The 15,014-nt window shown below is 37.0% G+C and carries 16 protein-coding genes; all 16 read left to right on the top strand.

Annotated features, from left to right (window positions below; translation table 11 throughout):
* The first annotated feature begins 46 nt into the window (after positions 1-46).
* The 16 genes from JOE44_RS14170 (at position 47) to JOE44_RS14095 (ending at position 14,887) form a co-directional block, all read left to right on the top strand.
* The gene (locus JOE44_RS14170) at positions 47-1,363 is read left to right on the top strand and encodes an AMP-binding protein (protein ID WP_209786074.1); all 1,317 of its coding nucleotides are present in this window, start codon (positions 47-49) and stop codon (positions 1,361-1,363) included.
* On the top strand, positions 1,363-2,448 hold the full coding sequence (locus JOE44_RS14165) for a 2Fe-2S iron-sulfur cluster-binding protein (RefSeq protein ID WP_209786073.1): 1,086 nt from the start codon (positions 1,363-1,365) through the stop codon (positions 2,446-2,448). Before JOE44_RS14170 ends, JOE44_RS14165 begins: the two co-directional genes overlap by 1 nt.
* A 91-nt stretch (positions 2,449-2,539) precedes the next feature.
* Positions 2,540-3,478, top strand: a complete 939-nt coding sequence (paaA, locus tag JOE44_RS14160; protein WP_209786072.1) for a 1,2-phenylacetyl-CoA epoxidase subunit PaaA — start codon at positions 2,540-2,542, stop codon at positions 3,476-3,478.
* Positions 3,479-3,589: 111 nt separating this feature from the next.
* Entirely contained in the window at positions 3,590-3,871 is a 282-nt protein-coding gene (gene paaB, locus JOE44_RS14155) for a 1,2-phenylacetyl-CoA epoxidase subunit PaaB (protein WP_034679196.1), read from the top strand.
* A gap of 72 nt (positions 3,872-3,943) precedes the next feature.
* Positions 3,944-4,693: a 1,2-phenylacetyl-CoA epoxidase subunit PaaC gene (gene paaC / locus JOE44_RS14150; protein ID WP_209786071.1), complete on the top strand. Its 750-nt coding sequence runs from the start codon at positions 3,944-3,946 to the stop codon at positions 4,691-4,693.
* Positions 4,694-4,734: 41 nt separating this feature from the next.
* The gene (locus tag JOE44_RS14145; RefSeq protein WP_209786070.1) at positions 4,735-5,088 is read left to right on the top strand and encodes a four helix bundle protein; all 354 of its coding nucleotides are present in this window, start codon (positions 4,735-4,737) and stop codon (positions 5,086-5,088) included.
* Between the two features lie 52 nt (positions 5,089-5,140).
* The gene (gene paaD / locus JOE44_RS14140; protein WP_209786069.1) at positions 5,141-5,605 is read left to right on the top strand and encodes a 1,2-phenylacetyl-CoA epoxidase subunit PaaD; all 465 of its coding nucleotides are present in this window, start codon (positions 5,141-5,143) and stop codon (positions 5,603-5,605) included.
* A gap of 142 nt (positions 5,606-5,747) precedes the next feature.
* The gene (locus tag JOE44_RS14135) at positions 5,748-6,548 is read left to right on the top strand and encodes an enoyl-CoA hydratase-related protein (protein ID WP_105684618.1); all 801 of its coding nucleotides are present in this window, start codon (positions 5,748-5,750) and stop codon (positions 6,546-6,548) included.
* An 81-nt stretch (positions 6,549-6,629) separates the two neighbouring features.
* Positions 6,630-7,766: a 3-hydroxyacyl-CoA dehydrogenase NAD-binding domain-containing protein gene (locus JOE44_RS14130; RefSeq protein WP_209786068.1), complete on the top strand. Its 1,137-nt coding sequence runs from the start codon at positions 6,630-6,632 to the stop codon at positions 7,764-7,766.
* An 87-nt stretch (positions 7,767-7,853) separates the two neighbouring features.
* Entirely contained in the window at positions 7,854-8,162 is a 309-nt protein-coding gene (locus JOE44_RS14125; RefSeq protein ID WP_209786067.1) for a hypothetical protein, read from the top strand.
* Between the two features lie 9 nt (positions 8,163-8,171).
* Positions 8,172-8,585: a hotdog fold thioesterase gene (locus JOE44_RS14120; RefSeq protein ID WP_209786066.1), complete on the top strand. Its 414-nt coding sequence runs from the start codon at positions 8,172-8,174 to the stop codon at positions 8,583-8,585.
* Between the two features lie 88 nt (positions 8,586-8,673).
* On the top strand, positions 8,674-9,879 hold the full coding sequence (gene pcaF, locus JOE44_RS14115) for a 3-oxoadipyl-CoA thiolase (RefSeq protein WP_209786065.1): 1,206 nt from the start codon (positions 8,674-8,676) through the stop codon (positions 9,877-9,879).
* Positions 9,880-10,021: 142 nt separating this feature from the next.
* The gene (locus JOE44_RS14110; protein ID WP_047429267.1) at positions 10,022-10,615 is read left to right on the top strand and encodes a transferase hexapeptide repeat family protein; all 594 of its coding nucleotides are present in this window, start codon (positions 10,022-10,024) and stop codon (positions 10,613-10,615) included.
* 18 nt (positions 10,616-10,633) lie between these two features.
* Positions 10,634-11,461, top strand: a complete 828-nt coding sequence (locus JOE44_RS14105) for an alpha/beta hydrolase-fold protein (RefSeq protein WP_209786064.1) — start codon at positions 10,634-10,636, stop codon at positions 11,459-11,461.
* A gap of 114 nt (positions 11,462-11,575) precedes the next feature.
* The gene (gene paaZ, locus JOE44_RS14100; protein ID WP_209786063.1) at positions 11,576-14,071 is read left to right on the top strand and encodes a phenylacetic acid degradation bifunctional protein PaaZ; all 2,496 of its coding nucleotides are present in this window, start codon (positions 11,576-11,578) and stop codon (positions 14,069-14,071) included.
* A gap of 102 nt (positions 14,072-14,173) precedes the next feature.
* Positions 14,174-14,887, top strand: a complete 714-nt coding sequence (locus JOE44_RS14095; protein ID WP_209786062.1) for a hypothetical protein — start codon at positions 14,174-14,176, stop codon at positions 14,885-14,887.
* Positions 14,888-15,014: the final 127 nt, after the last annotated feature.

Below are 15,014 nucleotides of genomic sequence, written 5' to 3'. Positions count from 1 at the left end.
AGCAAAATCTTTTTAAATTTACACCTAACAAATGTTAGTTAGTTTTATGGATTTTTCAGTTGAATATCTGGAGCTGGGTCAGTTGAGACAGCTTCAATCCGACCGGTTGATCAGCCTGATCAGCTATTTGGAAGAGAAGTCGGAATTTTATAAAAAGAAATTTGATGAATTGCAAATATCTCCACAGGATATAAGGTCGATTGAAGATATCACGAAACTTCCTATTACTTACAAGCAGGATTTAAGAGATAACTATCCGTTCGGGTTATTTACCGTTCCAAAAAATGAGCTTCAGCGCATTCACTGTTCAAGCGGAACTACAGGAAAACCGACCGTGGTAGGATATACCAAAGAAGACGTAGATCTTTTTAGTGAAGTGGTGGCAAGATCTTTACATGCGGCAGGCGCAAGACCAGGAATGCAGTTGCATAATGCCTATGGCTACGGGATTTTTACAGGAGGTTTAGGTCTTCATTACGGAGCAGAAATGTTGGGAATGAGCGTACTTCCTATTTCCGGAGGCATGACAGCAAGACAGGTAGATCTGATTGTAGACTTTAAGCCGGAAGTGATCTGCTGTTCTCCTTCATACGCTTTAACCATAGCCGATGAGTTTGCCAGAAGAGGAATTTCTGCAGACGAAATCAGTCTTAAATATGCGGTACTAGGGTCAGAACCATGGACGGAAATTATCAGAGGCCATATCGAAGAAAGATTAGGTGTTCATGCAACCAATATCTATGGATTGAGTGAAATCATCGGGCCTGGAGTTTCCATGGAGGATTTCGAAGAGAAAGGTGGAGGCTATATCTGGGAAGATCATTTCTATCCGGAAATTTTAGATCCTGTAACCAAACAGCCGGTTCCTTTCGGGGAAGAGGGCGTATTGGTGATCACTACTTTAACGAAAAAAGCAATGCCGCTTTTACGATATTGGACAAATGATATCACAAGCCTTTACTACGATGAAAATGCGAAAAGAACAATGGTGAAAATGAAACCCATTGTCGGCAGAGCAGATGATATGCTGATTGTAAGAGGAGTAAATGTGTATCCAAGTCAGATTGAAGATGCCTTTTCATATGTAAAAGGAGTGGTTCCCAACTACTATTTGACCCCTGTGGAAAAAGAACATATGTGTATTGCTCTGGACATTGATGTTGAAATAGATGATGAACTGGTGAAATCTCAGAAAATAAGTGCCAATACCGATGATTATTTTAATTTTGTCGGGAACTTTGGAAAAAATATAGAAAACGAAATAAAAAAGAGGGTAGGGATTACTACGAAAGTAAAAGTTCATGCTCAGGACAGTTTGCCGAAGTGCGAAGGTGGAAAAATTAATAGAATACTAAAAAAATAATGAATTCATTTTATAAACTTAAAACAGTTAAGGTTCAGAAAGATACCTCCGAAGCAGTGAATGTAGCGGTGGAAATCCCTGAAGAACTGAAAGATAAGTTCAGGTTCAAGCAAGGGCAGTATCTGAATTTCCGTATGATCATCAACGGAAATGAAGAAAGACGTTCTTATTCTATCTGTAATGCTCCAAGTGAAAAAGGCAATACGCTGGAAGTATTGGTGAAATTGCTTGAAGGCGGAAAGGTATCCGGGTATTTCAATGAGCATCTTCATATGGATGAAGTATTGGAAGTGATGCCTCCGATGGGTGGTTTTAATACCTCTTATCACCCGACAAATGTAAAAACTTATGTTGGTCTGGCGGCAGGTAGCGGAATTACTCCAGTATTATCCAATATCAAAGAAAGTCTTTATCAGGAACCTAAAAGTATTGCTTACCTGTTCTATAGCAACAGAAGCATGAATCATGTTTTAAGAAAAGCAGAGATCGACAAACTGGTAGAGCATTTCAACGGAAGACTGAAAGTTGTTTATTTAGTGAGCCGTGAAAAGCATGAAGACCCTGTTTTTGAAGGAAGAATTTCATCAGAAAAGCTGGAGCAGCTATTTGAAAGATATACAGATATTGACATCAAAGAAGCAACTTACTTTATTTGCGGACCTTCAGAAATGATCAAAGGGATTGCCGATTATCTGAAGAAAGATAAAAAAGTACCTGCTATTCAGGTTTTGTTTGAATATTTCACCGCTCCGGATGAAGAAAATACGGAGGAAATGAGTGATGAATTCAAGGCCATTGCCAATATTGAAAGTATGGTAACGGTAATCATTGATGATGATGAATATTCGTTCCACCTTAATTCTAAAAAAGAGAGTATCTTAGATAAAGCATTGAAAGATCAGCTTCCGGTTCCTTTCGCATGTAAAGGAGGCGTTTGCTGTACGTGTAAAGCGCAGGTTTTAGAAGGAGAAGTTTTCATGGAGAAAAACTATGCACTTACCGAAGAAGAAGTAGCCAGAGGCTTCGTTCTTACCTGCCAATGTCACCCAACGACCAATGTGGTGATGCTTAATTATGATGTTTAATTTTTTGTAAAATGTAAAACGTATAATGTAAAACGTATATCGAAAATACATTGTACAACCGACATTTTACTTTAGTACAAAAGACAAAAAAATGGACTTAGAAAAATTTGTTCAATACGTTCACGAGGAAAATAAAGTAGAACCAAAAGATGTAATGCCAGATGATTACAGAAAATTATTGGTTCGTCAGATTTCACAGCACGCACATTCTGAAATTGTAGGAATGCTGCCGGAAGCTAACTGGATTTCCAGAGCGCCTTCATTGAGAAGAAAAATGGCTCTTCTGGCAAAAGTTCAGGATGAAGCAGGTCATGGTTTATATCTTTATTCTGCCACTGAAACTTTAGGAGACGGAAGCATCAGAGCAGACAGAGATGCTACTTATGATGATATGCTGGAAGGAAAAGCAAAATATTCAAGTATTTTCAATTATCCCACGCTAAGCTGGGCAGATATTGGTGCCATCGGCTGGTTGGTAGATGGTGCTGCTATTATGAATCAGGTAATGCTGATGGGGAATTCTTATGGTCCTTATTCAAGAGCGATGGTGAAAATCTGTAAAGAAGAATCTTTCCACCAAAGACAGGGATATGAGATTTTAATGGCACTGTGCCGTGGAACAAAACAACAGAAAGAAATGGCTCAGGCTTCATTAAACCGTTTCTGGTGGCCGGCTCTGATGATGTTCGGACCAAACGATGACAGCTCTCCAAACTCTAAAATCTCTATGAATTACAGAGTAAAAAGAGAAAGTAATGATAACCTTCGTCAAAGATTTATCGATGTTACCGTTTCTCAGGCTGAATTCTTAGGATTAACTATTCCGGATAAAGATTTGAAATGGAATGAGGAAAGACAACATTACGATTTTGGTCAACTTCCCTGGGATGAATTCATGGAAATCTTAAAAGGAAACGGACCTTGCAACAAGAAGCGTATCGAAACGAAGAGAAAAGCGCAAAGAGAAAACTCTTGGGTGAAAGAAGCAGCAGCAGCTTTTGCAGAGAAACAACAAAAAGAAGTAATATAATAATGTAACAATATACCAATGTAGAAATGTAACAATCATTGTCATGCTGAGCTTGTCGAAGCATCTCATTATTAAACTGGTACATTGATACATTGTTAAATTAATTTGACTATGGCAAATTTAGATATGTGGGAAGTGTTTATTCAGACTAAACCGGGATTATCTCACAAACATGTTGGAATTGTACAGGCACCAACAGCAGAAATGGCTTTGCAAAATGCAAGAGACGTTTATACAAGAAGAAAAGAAGGTACTTCTGTTTGGGTTGTTCCAAGCAAATATATTGTAACTTCGGAAGGGATTGATAAAGAAGCATTCTTTGATCCGGCTGATGATAAATTATACCGTCATCCAACGTTCTACGATATCCCCAACGACGTAAAAAATATGTAATCTTCTGTAAAATGTCCGTTGTAAAAAGTATATTGTACATCCGACATTTTACATTTTACAAAAAATTAAACAATGAACCCATTATATAATTATTTATTAAAACTAGCAGACGACAGTTTCATTATGGGACAGCGTTTGTCTGCATGGTGCGGTGAAGGTCCTTATTTAGAGGAAGATATTGCATTGACAAATATTGCATTGGATGAGCTAGGGCAGGCGAACAACTTTTATGTGTACGCTTCAAGAGTGATAGACAATGGTAAAAGTGAAGATGATATTGCATTTTTAAGATACGAACACGAATACGTCAATGCACATTGGGTAGAACTTCCTAATGAAGATTATGCACAGACTATTCTTAAAGTATATGTGTTGGCTGTATATCAGAAACTGATGTATGAAGCGTTATCAAACTCTGCGAATGAAGAGCTGTCAGCGATTGCTCAAAAATCTTTAAAAGAAGTTAGATACCATTACACCCATGCTTCTTCCTGGATGAAAATCTTCGCTCAGGGAACAGAAGAAAGTCGTGAACGTCTGGTAAAAGGGATTGAAAATATCTGGGAGTATACAAAAGGTCTTTTTGCTAAAACAGAAGGCGAAGAGGATCTTGTTGCTTTAAATATTGCTCCCAATGCAGACGCTCTTTACGAAGAATTCCTTGCAGTTACCCAAAAAGATTTTGCAGATTTCGGTTTAGAATATCCTGAAAATCCTTTCATGCAGCCAAAATCAAGAACAGGATATCACACGGAATATTTCGGATTTATCCTTTGCGAGCTTCAGTATATGCAGAGAGCGTATCCTGGATGTACTTGGTAGGTTTCGAATGTAACAATGAAACAATTTAATAATCTATCAATATGGATGGTCAGAATAATAATGCAATCATTAATAAGACACTTCAGTTTTCGTTGGACATTATTGAATATTGTGAAAAATTAGATACTGCTGGAAAATATGTGATATCCAAACAACTATTACGTTCGGGAACAAGTATAGGAGCCAATGCTCATGAAGCTCAAAACCCTTCAAGCAAAAATGATTTTATCCATAAGATGAAAATTGCTGCAAAAGAAGCAGAGGAAACAAAATATTGGCTGTATTTATGCGAACATTCGAAAAATTATCCCTTTGATGATCGATTGAAAAATCAAATATTGGAAATTTCTAAAATTATTTACAAAATTTTAAGTACCAGTCTACAATCGAAATAAGGACAAGGCTATTGGTATATTTTTACATTGCTAAACTGTTAGATTAAAAAAATTGAACAAATTATTAGATTTATTAAAAACCATTCCCGATCCGGAAATTCCCGTGATTGATATTGTAGAATTAGGAATTGTAAGAGAGGCACAGATTACAGGTGAAAATACCTGTGAAGTGATCATTACACCTACTTATTCTGCCTGTCCCGCTATGTTTACCATTGAAGAGGATATTATCAAAATGATGAAAGAAAACGGATGGGAAGCTAAAGTTGTAACCAAGATGTTTCCGATCTGGACAACAGATTGGTTGACGGATGAAGCGAGAGAAAAACTTCGTGCTTACGGAATCACACCTCCGGAAAAAGGGGCAGATGAACATCATATCGGAAAACCAAAAAAATGTCCGCGTTGCGGTTCCGAACATACCAAGCAGATCAGCAGATTTGGGTCTACCCTGTGTAAGGCTTCTTATCAGTGCTTAGACTGCCTGGAGCCATTTGATTATTTTAAATGTCATTGATGAGTTATCCATCTGTCTGCAATATACTTTACGGCTATGCAAAGCATAACGAAGGAATTGTTAGATTGTCAAATTATTAGACGGTTACATTGATTTATATTGTTAAATTAGTGCGTTGTTAAATAATAAATTAATAAAAACTATGTATACACAACTTGATATTGAAACGCATTTTGACGGAAAGCTTAAAATCGCATATCTTAATCAACCGGAAACAATGAACGCTCTTACCAAGCCGGCTTTATCAGATCTTAGAGATTTTGTTAAAGAATGCAGCGATGACGAAACGGTAAGATGTGTTGCTATTTCCGGAAGAGGAAGAGCGTTTTGCTCAGGTCAGAATCTGGATGAAGCATTTGTGGTAGGCAAAGAACACCATGATCATGACATCATCAGAAAAATTGTGGTAGACTACTATAATCCCTTAGTGCTGGAAGTTACCCGTTGCAAAAAACCGGTTATTGCTTTAGTAAACGGACCTGCAGTAGGTGCCGGAGCTATGTTGGCTTTAATCTCTGATTTCGTTTTGGCGAATGAGAAAGCATATTTTGCTCAGGCATTTTCAAATATCGGTTTAATTCCTGATACAGGAGGAACGTACTTCTTACCGAAGCTTTTAGGTAGACAGTTGGCTAATTATTTAGCATTTACAGGTAAAAAATTATCAGCAGAAGAATCTAAAGTTCACGGTCTTGTAGCAGAAGTGTTCACTGAAGAAGAATTCGTTCCAAAATCTATGGAAATTCTTGAAAGAATGGCAAACATGCCTACCGCAGCAATTAAGCTGACAAAAAAAGCGTTCGCTAATTCTTATACCAATACCCTGAAAGAACAGCTTGAGCTGGAAGGAGATCTTCAGCAGGAAGCGGCAGGCACAGAAGACTTCATTGAAGGAGTAAATGCCTTTTTACAGAAAAGAAAACCTAATTATAAAGGAAAATAAAAAATTGTACAATGTAGAAAGTACAATGTACAACGTACACAATTAAATACTTTTTACATTGTACATTTTACATTGTACAAAATGAAAAATATTGGAATTATCGGTGCCGGAACAATGGGAATCGGCATTGCACAAGTAGCCGCAACGAACGGATGCAAGGTTTGGGTATATGATGCCAATCCAAAACAAGTAGAAACGGCAACGGTAGGTCTGGAAAAAACATTAACGAAATTGGTTGATAAACAGAAAATTTCATCAGAAAAAATGGTTGAAATTTTATCTAACATTTCCATTGCTACAGAATTAAAAGACTTCAAAGATTGTGAACTGATCATTGAAGCGATTATTGAAAATAAGGATATCAAAACCAAAGTATTTACAGAACTTGAAAATTACGTTTCAGAAAGCTGTATCCTTAGTTCCAATACCTCATCTATTTCTATCACCTCTCTCGGTGCAGAACTAAAGAAACCGGAGCGCTTCATCGGAATTCACTTTTTCAATCCGGCTCCGTTGATGCCTTTAGTGGAAGTTATTCCTTCCTTATTAACAGAAAAAACATTAGCAGAAAAACTCTATAACCTCATGAAAGAGTGGGGGAAAACTCCTGTTATTGCCAAAGATATTCCCGGATTTATCGTCAACAGAATTGCTAGACCTTATTATGGAGAAGCCCTAAGAATTGTTGAAGAAAATATTGCTACCCCGGAACAGGTAGATGATGCTATGAAAACGTTAGGGAACTTCAAAATGGGTCCTTTCGAATTGATGGATCTTATCGGAGTGGATGTGAACTTTGCCGTAACAACAACTGTTTACAAAGACTATTTCTATGACCCGAAATACAAGCCATCTTTATTGCAGCAAAGAATGTCTGAAGCCAAACTTCACGGCAGAAAAACAGGAAAAGGTTTCTACGATTACAGCGAAGGAGCAGAAAAAACTGTCGCTCAGAAAGATGATGTTTTGTATCAGCAGATTTTTTTAAGAATCATTTCCATGCTGATCAACGAAGCGGTTGAGGCCAAAAGATTAGGCGTTGCCAATGATGAAGATATTGAACTGGCAATGCAGAAAGGTGTAAACTATCCAAAAGGATTATTAGGCTGGGGTAAAGAAATCGGGTATGCAAAAATCTCCGGAACCTTACAGAGCCTTTACGAAGAATATCAGGAAGAAAGATACAGACAAAGTCCTTTGCTTCGTAAAATGAATTAAATAATTTGAAAATGTGTCAGTTTGAAAATTGTATAATGGGTTTTCATTTTCAAATTCTCAAATTTATTTAATTTTCAAATTAATATTATGAATATAGAAGAATTCAGAGCAGAGCTGGAGACAAGGCTTTCAATAGAGAAACAATATTTAACTCAGGAAGCTTCCTCTGTTGATGAGCAGGAAAGACTTGAGCTTTTAGGAAAGTTTAATGAAAAATATAAAGAGCTGATCAAAAGATTAGCCATTGAAAATGGAATTGATTTAGACGAATCCTATCCCTCTGAAAATTCATCAGACTCAGAAAATCTTTCATACGGACAAATCATTCTGGGAAAAACAATGAATGTTTACGACAGATTATCTGATGAACTGTATGAAGAAATAACAAACATATAATTAATAGAAATGAACCCAAGACAAGTAGCAGATTATATGTTCAATCAGGATTATTTTTCCCAGTGGATGAATATTAAGATGATTGAAGTAAAAGAAAATTACTGTTTAATAGAAATGCCTATCAAGAAAGATATGATTAATGGGCTTAAAACAGTTCATGGCGGAGTTACGTTTGCTTTTGCAGACTCAGCGCTGGCATTTTCTTCCAACAATACCGGAGATGCTGCTGTAGCATTGAACTGTATCATCAACTTTACCAAAGCAGGAAAAGAAGGCGATATTTTCAGAGCAGAAAGTATTTTGGTAAATGATACCAGAAAAACAGCGGTGTATGATATTCAGATTACCAATCAAAATAAAGAACTGATTGCAAAATTTGTAGGAACAGTCTACAAAATCGGAAAAAAAGTAACAGAATTATAATAAGCAGTAAGCTTGAAGCAATAGGCAGTAAGCTTTTTTGAAGCTGATAGAGCCTACTGCATATAGCTTAAAGCCTAAAGCAAAAAAAATGAACAACGTATACATCATAGACTATGTCAGAACTCCCATCTCAAAATTGCAGGGAGGATTATCAGAAGTAAGAGCAGATGATTTAGCAGCTATTGTTATTAAAGAAGTAGTCGCAAGAAATCCTGAAGTTCCTGTGGAGGAAATTGAGGATGTTATTTTCGGATGTGCCAATCAGGCGGGTGAAGATAACAGAAATGTTGCAAGAATGGGACTTTTATTGGCAGGTCTTCCTTATAAAATTGGTGGAGAGACTGTCAACAGACTATGTGCTTCAGGAATGTCTGCGGTAGCGAATGCATTTCGTTCCATTGCTGCAGGAGAAGGAGAAATTTATATTGCAGGAGGAGTAGAGCATATGACGCGTTCTCCTTATGTGATGTCAAAACCTGGCGCTGCTTTCGGAAGAGACAGTCAGATGTTTGATACTACTTTCGGATGGCGTTTCATCAACCCTAAAATGAAAGAATTATATGGGGTTGACGGAATGGGAGAAACAGCAGAAAACTTAGCCGATATGCACCAGATCAAAAGAGAAGATCAGGATAAATTTGCCCTTTGGTCTCAGCAGAAAGCTACTAAAGCACAGGAAAGCGGAAGACTGGCAGAAGAAATTGTAAAAGTTGAAATTCCTCAGAAAAAAGGAGATCCTATTGTTTTCGAAAAAGATGAATTCATTAAGCCTTCTTCTTCTATGGAAGGTCTGGCAAAACTTCGTCCGGCTTTCAGAAAAGAAGGAACAGTAACTGCTGGAAATGCTTCAGGAATGAATGATGGTGCAGCTGCTTTAATTTTAGCAAGTGAAGAAGCCGTAAAAAAATATGGTTTAAAGCCAAAAGCAAAAATTCTGGGATCATCTGTAGCAGGTGTTGAACCAAGAATCATGGGAATTGGCCCGGTAGAAGCTACTCAAAAATTATTAAAGAGATTGAATCTTTCTTTGGAAGATATGGATATCATTGAACTAAACGAAGCGTTTGCAGCACAAGCACTTGCTGTAACGAGAAGCTTAGGCTTAAAAGATGATGACACCAGAATAAACCCAAATGGAGGAGCTATTGCCATTGGTCATCCGCTTGGAGTTTCCGGAGCAAGGATTGTAGGTTCTGCAGCAATGGAACTTCAGAAACAGGATAAAAAATATGCATTGTGTACCCTTTGTATCGGTGTAGGACAGGGATATGCAATGGTGATTGAAAAAGTATAATTTTTTCAATGTAATATAACAGTGTACCAGTGTAACAATTATTGTTTTTTGTCATTCTGAACGAAATATAATGTAGTGAAGAATCTCATTGGTAAACTGTTAAATTGATATATTATTATATTAAATTTTTAACGAAAATTTTATGAACATCTACTCATACCACGGGATTCGTCCCATTATAAAACCTTCTGCTTACATTCATCCGCAGGCAGTCATTATTGGGAATGTAGAAATAGGTGAAGAAGTATATATCGGTCCCAATGCGGTAATCCGTGGTGACTGGGGGAAAATTATCATTAAAGATGGAGCCAACGTACAGGAAAACTGTACCCTTCATGTTTTCCCTAATATAGAAACCATTTTAGAAGAATCTGCACATATCGGGCATGGAGCAATCATTCATTCGGGTCATATTGGAAAAAACTGTCTGATCGGAATGAATTCCGTTGTGATGGACAAAGCCTATATCGGTGATGAAAGTATTGTTGGAGCATTGGCTTTTGTTCCTGCCAATTTCAGATGTGAACCAAGAAAATTAGTTGTGGGAAGTCCTGCAAAAATTATCCGTGATGTTTCTGACGAAATGATCCACTGGAAAACAGAAGGAACAAAACTATATCAGGAACTGGCAAGAGAAGGAAAAGAAGCTATTCTGCCTTGTGAACCTTTTACAGAATATGTCCAGCAGATCCCAACCAAAATTGTGGATTACAGTATCTGGGATGATATCAAATAATGACCATTAAAATTAAATATGATTAAAAAAATTGCACTTGTGTGCAGCATGATGCTGGCGATGAATGGTGTAGTATCAGCACAGACTGTTACTTCAAAACCATTGACAATCGGAGAAGTGAGGACCATTAAGTCCAAAACGTTAAATGAAGACAGAACGTTGAATATTTATCTTCCACAGGGATTTGATAAAACAAAATCATATCCTGTAATCTATCTGCTCGATGGAAGTATGAATGAAGATTTTATTCACGTGACAGGATTAGTACAATTCTTTAATCAGATGTATTCCATGCCGGAAACCATTGTGGTGGGAGTTGCTAATGTAGACAGAAAAAGGGATTTTACTTTTCATACTGATTTAAAAGACTTACAGAAAGATTATCCTACAACAGGACACTCAGATAAGTTTATAGCATTTGTTGAAAAAGAATTAAAACCTTATGTGGAAAGTCAGTTCAAAACTACAGAAGAATACCTTTTTGGTCAATCTTTAGGAGGGCTTTTGGCCACAGAAATCCTTTTGAAAAAACCGGAAATGTTCAACAACTACTTTATCATTAGCCCAAGTTTGTGGTGGGATGACGAAAGCCTTTTAAAACAAGCTCCACAATTACTTTCAAAATCTCCGGATACTAAAAAGTTTGTCTATGTGTCTGTAGGGAAAGGAGAACATCCGGTGATGGTAAAAGATGCCGAAGCTTTCTACGATGTTTTGAAAAAAGCAGGAAAGAAAAACTGGACATTAGAATATAAAATGATGGAAACAGACAATCACGCCACTATTCTTCATAGAAGTTTATATGAAGGACTGGTAAAGATGTTTCCTTATCAGGAACCGAAATAAATTATAAATATAATAATATACCAATGTAAAAATGTAACAATTCCTTTCGTGCTGAATACAGTAAGCATTTATTGGTAAACTGCTAGATTGATACATTGTTAAATTAAATTCAATATGGAAAAGTTAAAAAACTATATCTACGGACAATGGGTAGAAGGTACCGGAAACGGAATCCCTTTGTACAATGCCGTTACAGGAGAACAGGTAGCTGTTTCCGACACAGAAGGGCTTAATTTTGAACAGGCTCTTGACTATGGAAGAACAGTAGGATATAAAAACCTTTCTTCAATGACTTTCTACGACCGTGGAGAAATGTTGAAAAAAGTAGCACTTTACCTCCTGGAAAGAAAGAAAAAATACTACGACTTATCATACAAAACAGGCGCTACCCACGTTGATTCATGGGTGGATATTGAAGGAGGTTTCGGAACTTTCTTTACCTATTCCGGATTGGCAAAAAGAATGCTTCCTAATACTTCATTTTGGGTAGACGGAGACACTCAGAAGATTTCTGCTAACGGAACCTTTTTAGGAACTCATATTTTAACACCCAGTGAAGGAGTTTCTGTACAGATCAATGCTTACAACTTTCCGGTTTGGGGAATGTTAGAAAAGCTTTCCACTTCCTTATTAGCGGGTGTTCCTTCTATTGTGAAGCCATCGCCTTTCGGATCTTACCTTACCAACGCCGTATTCCAGGATATGATTGAAAGTGGAGTACTGCCTGAAGGTGCTGTACAGTTAGTCTGCGGAGAACCGGGAAATATTTTAGATTATGTACAGGATGGCGACTCTGTTTTATTCACAGGTTCAGCCCATACCGGAAGAAAATTAAAATCTCTTCCTTCTGTTGCAGGGAATGCTGTTCGTTTCAATATGGAAGCAGATTCGTTGAACTGTTCAATTCTTGGATTGGAAGCAAAACCGGGAACTCCGGAATTTGACTTATTCATCAAAGAAGTTCGTAACGAAATGACCACAAAAGCAGGACAGAAATGTACGGCAATCAGAAGAATTATCGTTCCTGAGCACTTAATCGGTGACGTTCAGAATGCTTTGTCTAAAGCTTTGGATCAAACAAAAATCGGAAACCCATTAAGCAGAGAAACCAAAATGGGATCTCTGGTGGGAAGACAGCAGTATGAAGAAGTTCTAAGAAAAGTAAACATTCTAAAATCAGAAACAGAACTTGTCTATGACGGAAAACACGAACTGGTAGATGCCAACTATGAAAATGGAGCATTTATGAGTCCGAAACTATTCCTGAATGATAAGCCTTTCGAAAAAAATATCTCTCACGATGTAGAAGCTTTCGGGCCGGTATCTACGTTAATGCCATATAAAGATGCTGAAGAAGCAGCGGCACTGGCAAAAAGAGGAAAAGGAAGTTTAGTAGGATCTATCGTTTCTCATGATGAGAACTTTATTGCCGAAACTTCATGGAAAATGGCTTCCCAACACGGACGAATCTTTGTTCTGAACAGAGATAACGCTAAGGAAAGTACTGGTCATGGTTCTCCACTTCCAACATTAATGCACGGAGGACCTGGTAGAGCTGGTGGTGGTGAGGAAATGGGTGGACTAAGCGGTCTTCATTTCTTCTTACAGAAAACAGCCATTCAGGGATCACCGGATGTGCTTAAAGCCATTACTAAAATCTACCAGCAGGGAGCAGAGAAAAAATTCTCAGACAAACATCCTTTCCAGAAATATTTTGAAGAAGTGGAAGTAGGAGACTCTTTAGAAACGGCAGGAAGAACAGTTACCGATGCAGATATCGTAAACTTCTCCAATGTTTCATGGGATCACTTCTATGCACATACGGATGCGACAAGTTTAACAGGAACAATCTTTGATAAAACAGTAGCTCACGGATATTTCATTCTTTCAGCAGCGGCAGGATTATTCGTTTCAGGTAAAAAAGGACCTGTAATTGCTAACTACGGATTGGAAGAATGTAGTTTCTTCAAGCCTGTATATGCCGGAGATACCATCACGGTTTATTTAACGGCAAAAGAAAAAATCAACAGAGGCGTAAAAGGAAGAAACATTCCTTCCGGTGTTGTAAAATGGTTGGTGGAAGTAGTGAACCAAAGAGATGAGGTGGTCTGTGTGGCAACAATCTTAACATTGGTCGCAAAACAATCCCCTTTCATTGATCTGAATGTGAAAAATGTTCAGAAAATACTGAATGGATTAACGGAAAGTACTCCTTCTCTTTGGGGAAAAATGTCAGCACAGCAGATGATAGAACACCTTGAACAGGCTGTATTGGTAAGCTTTGGAGAACCTGAAGCCGAAAAATGTTTCACTCCGGAGGAAAATCTTGAAAAATGGCAGGATTCTCTTTACAATCACAGAGCAATGCCAAAGGAGTTTACAGCTCCGTTCCTTCCTCAGGATGGTTCGCTTCCGGAACTGACGCATAAAAATCTGGAAGCAGCAAAGCTGTCATTCATGGATAACCTGAAGAAATTTGTAATCTATTACAAAGAAAATCCACAGGCAGAACACATGAATTTTGTATTCGGAAAACTGAATAAAGAAATGTGGGAACTGATGCACAAAAAGCATTTTACCCACCACTTCCAGCAATTTGGATTGATTTAATTTAAAATAATGATAAAAATTTCCTCTTCAGTACTAGCCTGGAGAGGATTTTTATTTTAAAATCTAGTAGAAATTAGTTAAATTTATATATGTTTTGTTATCATGAAATTCTTTAAAAATTTCTTTTTATCTCTATCAACTTTGCTTCTTTTCTCCTGTTCAGGAAGTCCAAGACCTGATAAAGAAGGCTATTTTTCTGAAGAGAAATTTGTTGACAGTTTACATGCTGGAGTAAAAGGTAAAACTAAAGTTGAATTTGAGAAATTCAGACATACAGGTAACGGAGATGTATTTGTGTCAATTAATTTTTATAAATCGGAAAAGAAATGGGTAAAAGGTGAGAAAACGGATATTGACATCTGGCGACTGACAAACAGTTTCAAATTTGATAAAGATGGAGTGACTGGTTTGGATGTTCAAATTGGTGATTTCAATAACGACGGATTTAATGATATAACCTACCAAAGTGCTATCGCTGGAAGAGGAGGGAATATAGTGATGACTTTATTTGTATATAATCCGGAGAATAAAAATTTTATCCACATTAAAAATTCAGATGATTATCCAAACTTGAGTTTTAATTCAAAATTAAACTGTATCAATTCTGTAATTTTAACAGGTTCCACTACAACGGCATTTTTAAAAATTAAAAAAGATTCTCTGGATGAATTTGCACGAGTTGATGTTTCTGATAAAATACTTGTGGAAGAAAAAGATTCTGCAGGCAAATTTATAATTATTGAAGAAAAGCCATTCAAAGGAAATGATGAAGATTTTTATAAAACTTTTCGTAACTACAAGCCTTTAGAATACTAACGATCTACAATACTTATGTCAAGGTTTTAAACCAATTCATTTTGATTTGCAGCTTTATTTTTATAATCTTTTGTTAAAAATTCAGTCTTACTTGACACCCTTGGATTTATTCATTATTTTCAATCTT

The organism is Chryseobacterium sp. PvR013, assembly GCF_017833095.1.
Taxonomy (GTDB): domain Bacteria; phylum Bacteroidota; class Bacteroidia; order Flavobacteriales; family Weeksellaceae; genus Chryseobacterium; species Chryseobacterium culicis_A.
Note: the sequence above shows the minus strand (reverse complement) of the source record. Positions and strands in the feature narration are given on the sequence as shown.